The 7,838-nt window shown below is 50.2% G+C and carries 8 protein-coding genes and 1 rRNA gene; 4 read left to right on the top strand and 5 right to left on the bottom strand.

All coding sequences use genetic code 11. The features are described from left to right. Positions 1 to 43 precede the first annotated feature (43 nt). Positions 44 to 159: ribosomal RNA gene (gene rrf, locus XMA152_RS04365) — 5S ribosomal RNA — on the top strand. 199 nt (positions 160 to 358) lie between these two features. Here the strand turns inward: rrf and XMA152_RS04360 are convergent. Beyond that, positions 359 to 592 (bottom strand): hypothetical protein, encoded by a 234-nt coding sequence (locus tag XMA152_RS04360; protein WP_173482819.1) that lies wholly within the window; start codon positions 590 to 592, stop codon positions 359 to 361. Continuing rightward, entirely contained in the window at positions 593 to 1,501 is a 909-nt protein-coding gene (locus XMA152_RS04355) for a dienelactone hydrolase family protein (RefSeq protein ID WP_173480022.1), read from the bottom strand. Between the two features lie 191 nt (positions 1,502 to 1,692). On the opposite strand from XMA152_RS04355, the gene XMA152_RS04350 reads away from it, so the two are divergent. Further along, a complete protein-coding gene (locus tag XMA152_RS04350) occupies positions 1,693 to 2,190 on the top strand; it encodes a hypothetical protein (protein WP_173480023.1) in 498 nt (165 codons plus the stop codon). Between the two features lie 35 nt (positions 2,191 to 2,225). Beyond that, positions 2,226 to 2,999, top strand: a complete 774-nt coding sequence (locus XMA152_RS04345) for a sulfite exporter TauE/SafE family protein (RefSeq protein WP_173480024.1) — start codon at positions 2,226 to 2,228, stop codon at positions 2,997 to 2,999. On the opposite strand, the gene XMA152_RS04340 is transcribed toward XMA152_RS04345, so the two are convergent. The 3 genes from XMA152_RS04340 to ssb all read right to left on the bottom strand — a co-directional run bounded on the left by XMA152_RS04340 (position 2,988) and on the right by ssb (position 4,816). Beyond that, on the bottom strand, positions 2,988 to 3,596 hold the full coding sequence (locus tag XMA152_RS04340; RefSeq protein ID WP_173480025.1) for a LysE family translocator: 609 nt from the start codon (positions 3,594 to 3,596) through the stop codon (positions 2,988 to 2,990). The two genes, XMA152_RS04345 and XMA152_RS04340, sit on opposite strands and share 12 nt — an antisense overlap. 8 nt (positions 3,597 to 3,604) lie before the next feature. After that, positions 3,605 to 4,231 carry a LysE/ArgO family amino acid transporter gene (locus XMA152_RS04335; protein WP_173482818.1) on the bottom strand — a complete coding sequence of 209 codons (627 nt, stop codon included), beginning with the start codon at positions 4,229 to 4,231 and terminating at the stop codon, positions 3,605 to 3,607. A gap of 69 nt (positions 4,232 to 4,300) precedes the next feature. Beyond that, the gene (ssb, locus tag XMA152_RS04330) at positions 4,301 to 4,816 is read right to left on the bottom strand and encodes a single-stranded DNA-binding protein (protein WP_173480027.1); all 516 of its coding nucleotides are present in this window, start codon (positions 4,814 to 4,816) and stop codon (positions 4,301 to 4,303) included. Positions 4,817 to 4,957: 141 nt separating this feature from the next. Here ssb and uvrA point away from each other — a divergent pair, with 141 nt between their 5' ends. After that, positions 4,958 to 7,780 (top strand): excinuclease ABC subunit UvrA, encoded by a 2,823-nt coding sequence (uvrA, locus tag XMA152_RS04325; protein WP_173480028.1) that lies wholly within the window; start codon positions 4,958 to 4,960, stop codon positions 7,778 to 7,780. The last annotated feature ends 58 nt before the right edge of the window (positions 7,781 to 7,838 follow it).

Genomic DNA, 7,838 nt, shown 5'->3' with positions numbered 1-7,838 from the left:
ACCAAGACGCATCTTACAGTATCCAATGCGTTAACCAGTTTTGCCTGGTGACAATAGAGACGTGGAACCACCTGATCCCTTACCGAACTCAGTCGTGAAACGCGTCATCGCCGATGGTAGTGTGGGGTTTCCCCATGTGAGAGTAGGTCATTGCCAGGCACCTAATAAACAAAGAACCCCAGTACCGAAAGGTCCTGGGGTTTTTTGTTTTTTGGTAGCAAGGAGACTTCTGAGCGAATGCCCATGTGACCACGCATGCACTGAAAGTGCGGCGGGGAGGCGCTGCAAGCGTCGCGAAGCGATGACGAGCAACGCTCGGCACCTATTGTAGGTCATTCACTCGAACAGCGTTCGTAACCTATTGTAGGTCATTTCGAACTTCGTACAGGATCTCTGCCAAATCCATCGCGGCCTTTGCAAGACCGCTCCAACGTTTTAACAGAATCTCTGCCAACGGATAGAGCGGATGACAGGCTGAAAGCCAGTCACCGTAGCTTCGTAGTGAGTTAAGCACACCAGTGACTGGCTTTAGCCTGTCATCTGCTGTCCAATTACGCGCCCAACCTTCCCGGCCTTCGCAAGACCGCTCCAACTACCCTCTCAAATGCTCTGCAAAGAACGCCAAGGTTCTCTCCCAAGCCAGCTCTGCTTCAGCTTCGCTGTAGCGTGCAGTCGAGTCGTTGTGGAAGCCGTGGTTCACTCCTGCGTAGGTGTGAGCGGTATAAGTTTTACCTAGCTTATCCAATATAGGCTGGTAGTCGACCCAGGTTCCATTCACGCGCTTATCCAGTTCTGCAAAGTGGAACTGTAATGGAGCAGTGATCTTCTCAAATCCGTCTTCAGCAGGCGTTCCATAGAAGGGAACACCGGCGTTCAAATCTGATCCTAGATCGATCGCTAGTTGATTGACTAGGTAGCCACCAAAGCAGAATCCAACCATACCCAGTTTGCCACTGCTGAACTCGTGATTCTTAATAAACTGAGCGGCTGCAATGAAGTCTGCAACGATTTTGCTTCGCTCTAACGTACGCTGCATTGCGCGGCCTTCGTCATCGTTGCCTGGGTAACCACCCAATGGATAGAGAGCATCGGGTGCAAAGGCGATATAGCCTGCTTTGGCCAGACGTCTAGCGACGTCCTCGATGTATGGATTCAAACCACGGTTCTCGTGGGCAACCAGTACGGTCGGCGCATCATTCATCTCATCGACCCCTGCTGGAACAACTAGGTATCCGCGCCCTTTTCCATGGCCTTCAGGCGACTCGAACTCTACATATCTCCCTTTGATTTCGGGATCATTGAATGAGACCTGTTCCGCCAGGGCGTAGTTTGGTGTCAGTGCTGTCGTCATTGCGCCAAGGGTTAATCCTGCAATGCCTAAAGTGCCTAAGCGCGCTAGGAAGGTGCGTCGGTCAATATCACCGTGTGCATATTCGTCGTACCAATCAAACGCGACCTGAGGAATGGTCAGCGGGGTTTGTTCTTTTTGTTGCATATCCATGGTTGCACTCCTGTGCTGATGATTTACAGATACTCTTTTGCCTATGCGTCGGTTTCTTACTACTGGAGCAAACTCTATAATGAGTCTCTTATTTATAGCTTAGGATTTTGAAATGCGCCTAATGATATTTTTATTAACGGCCCTGCTTGTGTCGGGCTGCGTGCCATTCGTTCCGTTTATCTAATTCTAATATGCCATCAGATTTCACTATTAATCGCTTCACCACCGAGTTCTCACCGTCTGAGGACCGAATTCGAATGGTGGTCGAAGAGAGTCAGCAGCAAACGATTGTCATTTGGCTAACGCGTCGTCTTTTGGTGCGACTCATTGGGGCGATGGTTAAAGCGATTGAATCAGAGACAGTGGGGCGTCCTGAGTCGGATACTCTTCAATCATTTACTCAATACCGTGCTCAACAAGCTCAGGTCGAAGAGGCACCTGTTAAGGCGATAGAGGGCAGTTCTGAGTGGTTAATCAATCGTGTTGATCTGAATGTCTCGCATGAGCGACTGACGTTAAAGCTATTCTGTGATGAGGAGTGTGCCACTCTTGCCATGCCTCGTGTTAATGCTCGTCAGTGGCTGAATATTATGCACCGGCTATTTGAGGTCGCTGAGTGGCACTATGATAAATGGCCTAGTTGGCTTCAGCAGTCCCCCTCAGTGACTCAGCCGGCCCTGGTCCATTAAGACCGCGTCAAAATTCCATTAACAGTTTATTTACTATGCTCGCATCCATTAACGCCCTGCTACCCGATTTGCTGACCGTATCAGAATCTTGGTTTCTAATTGTGCTTTCAGGCTTTACCTCGCTGCTAACGGCAACGCTTGGCATTGGTGGCGGCGCGCTGTTGCTAGCGGTCTTGGCGCAGATAATGCCGCTTGCTGCACTGATTCCGGTGCATGGATTGGTCCAATTTGGCTCTAATTTTAATCGTGCACTGCTGACTTGGCGCCATATTGATCGTCCATTGATCGCTCAATTTATGGCGGGTGCCGTCATAGGAGCGGTGATTGCGTCGTTCATCGTCGTTCAGTTGCCCCTGACGTGGATTCAAATTGCGGTTGGCCTATTTATATTATGGATCGTTTGGGGGCCTAAACCGAAAGGGGGTGGTCTCTCTCCAAAAGGGGCAGTTGTAGCAGGTGGGTTAACCACGATTATCTCGATGTTTGTTGGAGCAACCGGCCCTTTAGTCGGAGGGCTTGTCTACCGCACTGGAGCGGATAAGCTATCGAAAGTAGCGACAATGGCCGCTGCATTGACGGGGCAACATCTATTAAAGGGTGTTGTGTTCGCGTTTGTTGGATTCTCATTCCTTGAGTGGCTGCCCCTCATCGCACTAATGATTCTATCGGGCGCAATAGGCACTTGGGTCGGGCTCAACATTCTGCATAAGATCTCTTCTGATCTCTTTAATCAGCTGTTTCGACTGGTCATTACTCTGCTTGCGCTGCGATTACTGTGGCAGGGGGTCGAATCGTTTTTATGGCATTAACACCAAACCAGCCGCGGCCGTTAATGCTGTTGCGGTGAAACGTGCCAACCACTTAGTGTTTGACTCATCAGCGAGCTTTTTCTGCAACCAGCGGCCACCCGATGCATAAGCAATTAACGCACCGATCTCTATCACAATAAAGGTTCCGCCCATGACAGTAACCTGCTCGGCGATATTGGCTGTTGGATCCATAAATTGTGGAAAGAAGGCGGTGAAGATCAGGATCAACTTAGGGTTGGTTGAGGCGACGATCGCTTCTGATCGAGCCATCTCCCAGATTTTTGTCTCTTGTGCATCGACACTGTTCAGGTTGACCTGTGCACGGAGTGATTGCCAGGCCATGTAGAGCAAGTAAGCGGCACCGATTAGCTTCATAACAAAGAAAGCGTGTTCGCTTAGTGCAAGCAGCGCTTCTAGGCCATAAGCAAGCAGAACCAGCATCACCACCATGACGGGTAGACGCGCAAGACCGGCAACTGATGCAGCAAAGAGTGAAGTGCGTGTCCCATGTATCAGTGCTATCAGGTTATTGGGACCAGGGAAAAAGTTCATCCCGATACAGGCTGGAAGGAATATCCACCATTGAGCTTCGTTCATATCTCTCCCTATTTCCCTAAAGAGTCGGTTAACAGCAGGTAAGCTATTGTCCACATAGTAAGGGCTACGAGGCAATCTAATACGCGCCAAGCCAGTGGATTGGCAAACAGAGGTGTAAGCGCTCTCGCACCGTAGCTAATGGTTAAAAACCAGAGCAGAGAGAAACTGGATGCACCGGCTGCAAACCAATAAGTGTCTAGGCTGTCATAACGCCCTGCAATGCTGCCCAGTAGTACCACAGTATCTAGGTAGACATGGGGGTTAAGCAGGCTTAAGGCTGCGGTTGCCATCAATGCTGTAGAGAGGCTGCTAAAACCTGCGCTTTTATTAGCTTGTAGAGTGTTGCTTTTGAGTGCCGACAACCCTGCTTTGCATCCATAGAGTATCAAAAAGGCAGCACCGCCCCAGGTAACCAAGGTTAAAAATAGCTCGGAGCGATTGATTAAAGCACCCATGCCGGCGGCACCCGCAAAAATTAACAGGGTATCGATCAATGCGCAGGTGAGGGCAATCTGCCAAAAGTAGTGCTGCTTAACTCCTTGGGTTAATACAAAGGCATTTTGAGCACCAATCGCAGCGATTAAGCTCGCTCCGGTAATGGCACCTGTAATGTAAGCAGTCGGTAGCAATGTCATAGTCGGTCCAAACCAAAAGAAGCCACGGAGTTCGTGGCTTCTTGATGGCTATCCTATCTAAGCGATCGCTTAGAACGGGATGTCATCATCAAAGTCATCAAACGCAGGAGGCTGCTGTTGCGGGGCTTGTTGTTGCGGCGCCTGCTGAGGCGCTTGTTGACGCGGTGCACTTTGCTGAGGTTGTTGGTTGTAACCCATATCGCCGCCCTGCTGTTGGTAACCGCCGCCCATGTTGTCGCCACCGCCATTTCGGCCATCTAGCATCTGCATTTCGCTCGCTACGATTTCAGTAGTGTAGCGATCTTGGCCATCTTGACCCTGCCATTTACGGGTACGCAGTGCGCCTTCAACGTAGACTTTTGAACCTTTGCGAAGGTACTCACCAGCGATCTCAGCAAGGCGGTTAAAGAATACAATGCGGTGCCACTCGGTACGTTCGTTCATTTGCCCCGTGTTCTTGTCTTTCCAAGAGTCACTGGTTGCCAGTGTGATGTTGGTCACCGCACCACCGTTTGGCATGTAACGAGTCTCTGGGTCACCACCAATGTTACCCACTAGAATTACTTTATTAATACCGCGTGCCATTCTTATCTCCGCACAAAAACTTTAATCAATTTAGGTTACTTTAACAGATCAAAAGCGGCGATTCAGCCGTAATTGCAATCTACTTATCTGTCGTATTGAACTGCATGATATAGTACTCGTTTTTTCACGGCCGGAGCAGTAATGGACACAATTCTGGTACGCGGTGCGCGCACCCATAACCTTAAAGGGATCGATCTAGAGATACCCCGCGATAAGTTAGTCGTAGTCACCGGTCTATCGGGATCTGGTAAGTCCTCACTTGCCTTCGATACGCTCTATGCTGAGGGACAGCGACGTTATGTCGAGTCACTCTCTACCTACGCGCGTCAGTTCCTATCGATGATGGAAAAACCCGAGGTGGACCACATTGAAGGTCTCTCGCCGGCCATCTCTATTGAGCAGAAGTCGACCTCCCACAACCCGCGTTCAACGGTCGGTACCATTACTGAGATCTATGACTACCTGCGCCTTCTTTACGCTCGTGCGGGTGAACCGCGTTGTCCTGATCATGATCTACCTCTAAAGGCGCAAACTATCAGTCAGATGGTCGACCAAGTGTTGGCACTGCCAGAGGGGTCTAAACTGATGCTACTGGCACCTGTTGTGCAGGATCGTAAAGGCGAGCATCTGCACACTTTGAATGAGTTAAGAGCCCAAGGCTTTGTTCGAGCTCGTATTGATGGCACGGTTGTTGATTTAGATGATGTCCCGGCGCTCGATAAGAACAAGAAGCACCGTATTGATGTGGTCGTAGATCGTTTTAAAGTGCGATCTGACCTACAGCAACGTCTTGCTGAGTCGTTTGAAACCGCCATCAATCTTACCGACGGTCTGGCAACGGTTGATTGGATGGATGAGGGTGCGGGCGAAGAGATGATCTTCTCTGCGCGTTTTGCTTGTCCTAAGTGTGGGCACTCCATTCAAGAGCTAGAGCCGCGCCTCTTCTCTTTCAACAACCCACACGGCGCTTGCCCAAGCTGCGATGGTTTGGGGGTTAAGCAGTATTTTGATCCCAACAAGGTTGTTCAAGATAACACTCTGACGCTCTCTGAAGGGGCAATTCGTGGTTGGGATCGACGCACGCTTTACTATTTCCAACAGCTTAAAGCAGTTGCCGAACACTACGGCTTTGATATCGATACGCCGTTTAAGGATCTGTCTAAAAAGCATCAAGAGGTGATCCTCTATGGCAGCGGTACTGAGACAGTACCATTCCGCTACCTGAATGATCGTGGCGATATCGTCTCTAAATCACACGCTTTTGAAGGGGTTATTAATAACCTTGAGCGTCGTTATAAAGAGACTGAGTCAGACATGGTGCGTGATGACTTAGCGAAGTACATCAACATGCAGCCTTGTCCGAGTTGTTCTGGCAGTCGTCTGCGTCGTGAAGCGCGTCACGTATTCATCGATGACAAGACACTGCCAGAGCTTGTACGTTACCCCATTGGTTCAGCATTGGACTACTTCAATGGCTTGAAGCTAGAGGGAAAACAGGGCGAGATCGCAGAGAAAGTGCTGAAAGAGATCCGTGAACGACTCAGCTTCCTTGTCAATGTCGGACTTGATTACCTCTCTCTAGAGCGCAGTGCAGAGACTCTATCAGGCGGCGAAGCTCAGCGTATTCGTCTGGCCAGTCAGATTGGTGCCGGTCTAGTCGGTGTGATGTACATCCTAGATGAGCCCTCTATCGGTCTGCACCAACGCGATAATGAGCGTCTTTTGAAGACGCTTGAGCATCTACGCGACCTGGGTAATACCGTGATTGTCGTTGAGCACGACGAGGATGCGATCCGCCAAGCTGATCATATTATTGATATTGGTCCTGGTGCCGGTGTACACGGTGGCGAGGTTGTTGGTTCTGGAAGCTATGAGGATATCGTTAACAGTGAGCGCTCACTTACTGGTCAATACCTCTCCGGCAAGCGTGCCATTGAGGTGCCCAAGCAGCGCCATGAGCGTGATCCTAAGAAGTCGCTCAAACTGTTTGGGGCCTCTGGTAACAATCTGCAAAACGTCGACCTAGAGATTCCGGTTGGCCTGTTTACCTGTATCACCGGTGTATCGGGCTCTGGTAAGTCGACACTAATTAATAATACGCTCTACCCGATTGCGGCAACGGAACTGAATAACGCGACGACCTTAACGCCAGCTCCGTATAAAAAGGTGGTCGGTATGGACCACTTCGATAAGGTAATCGATATCGATCAGAGTCCAATCGGTCGTACCCCTCGTTCAAACCCTGCAACCTATACCGGTATCTTTACTCAGGTACGCGAACTGTTTGCCGGTACCCAAGAGGCTCGTTCACGTGGCTACAAACCAGGACGATTCAGCTTCAACGTCAAAGGCGGACGTTGTGAAGCCTGTCAGGGTGATGGCGTTATTAAGGTAGAGATGCACTTCCTACCGGATGTGTACGTGCCTTGTGATGTCTGTAAAGGGAAGCGTTACAACCGCGAAACTCTGGAAGTTCAGTACAAGGGTAAAAATATTCATGAGGTGCTGGACCAAACGGTTGAGGACGCACGAGAGTTCTTCGATGCTATCCCTGCCTTGGCTCGCAGATTACAGACCCTGATCGATGTCGGCTTGAGTTACATCCGATTAGGCCAAGCGGCAACGACGCTGTCCGGTGGTGAGGCGCAGCGCGTTAAGTTGGCCAAAGAGCTCTCTAAGCGGGATACAGGCAAGACGCTCTACATTCTCGATGAGCCGACGACCGGTCTGCACTTCTATGACATTGAGCAGCTGTTGACGGTCCTTAATCGTCTGCGCGATCACGGCAATACCATCGTTGTTATCGAGCACAACCTCGATGTGATTAAAACGGCGGATTGGATAGTCGATTTGGGGCCTGAAGGTGGCAGTGGCGGTGGTCGTATTGTCGCTGAAGGAACCCCTGAGCAGGTGGCTGATACTGAAGGGTCTGAGACGGGGCGTTTCTTAAAACCGATGCTCTAAACCCTACACCTACAAAAAAGCCGGCACTTCTGCCGGCTTATTTATGTCGCTTGCGATT

The sequence above is a fragment of the Marinobacterium sp. xm-a-152 genome, from assembly GCF_013282965.1.
Lineage (GTDB): Bacteria > Pseudomonadota > Gammaproteobacteria > Pseudomonadales > Balneatricaceae > Marinobacterium_E.
The sequence above is the reverse complement of the archived record's forward strand: the minus strand, read 5'-3'. Positions and strand labels throughout refer to the sequence as shown.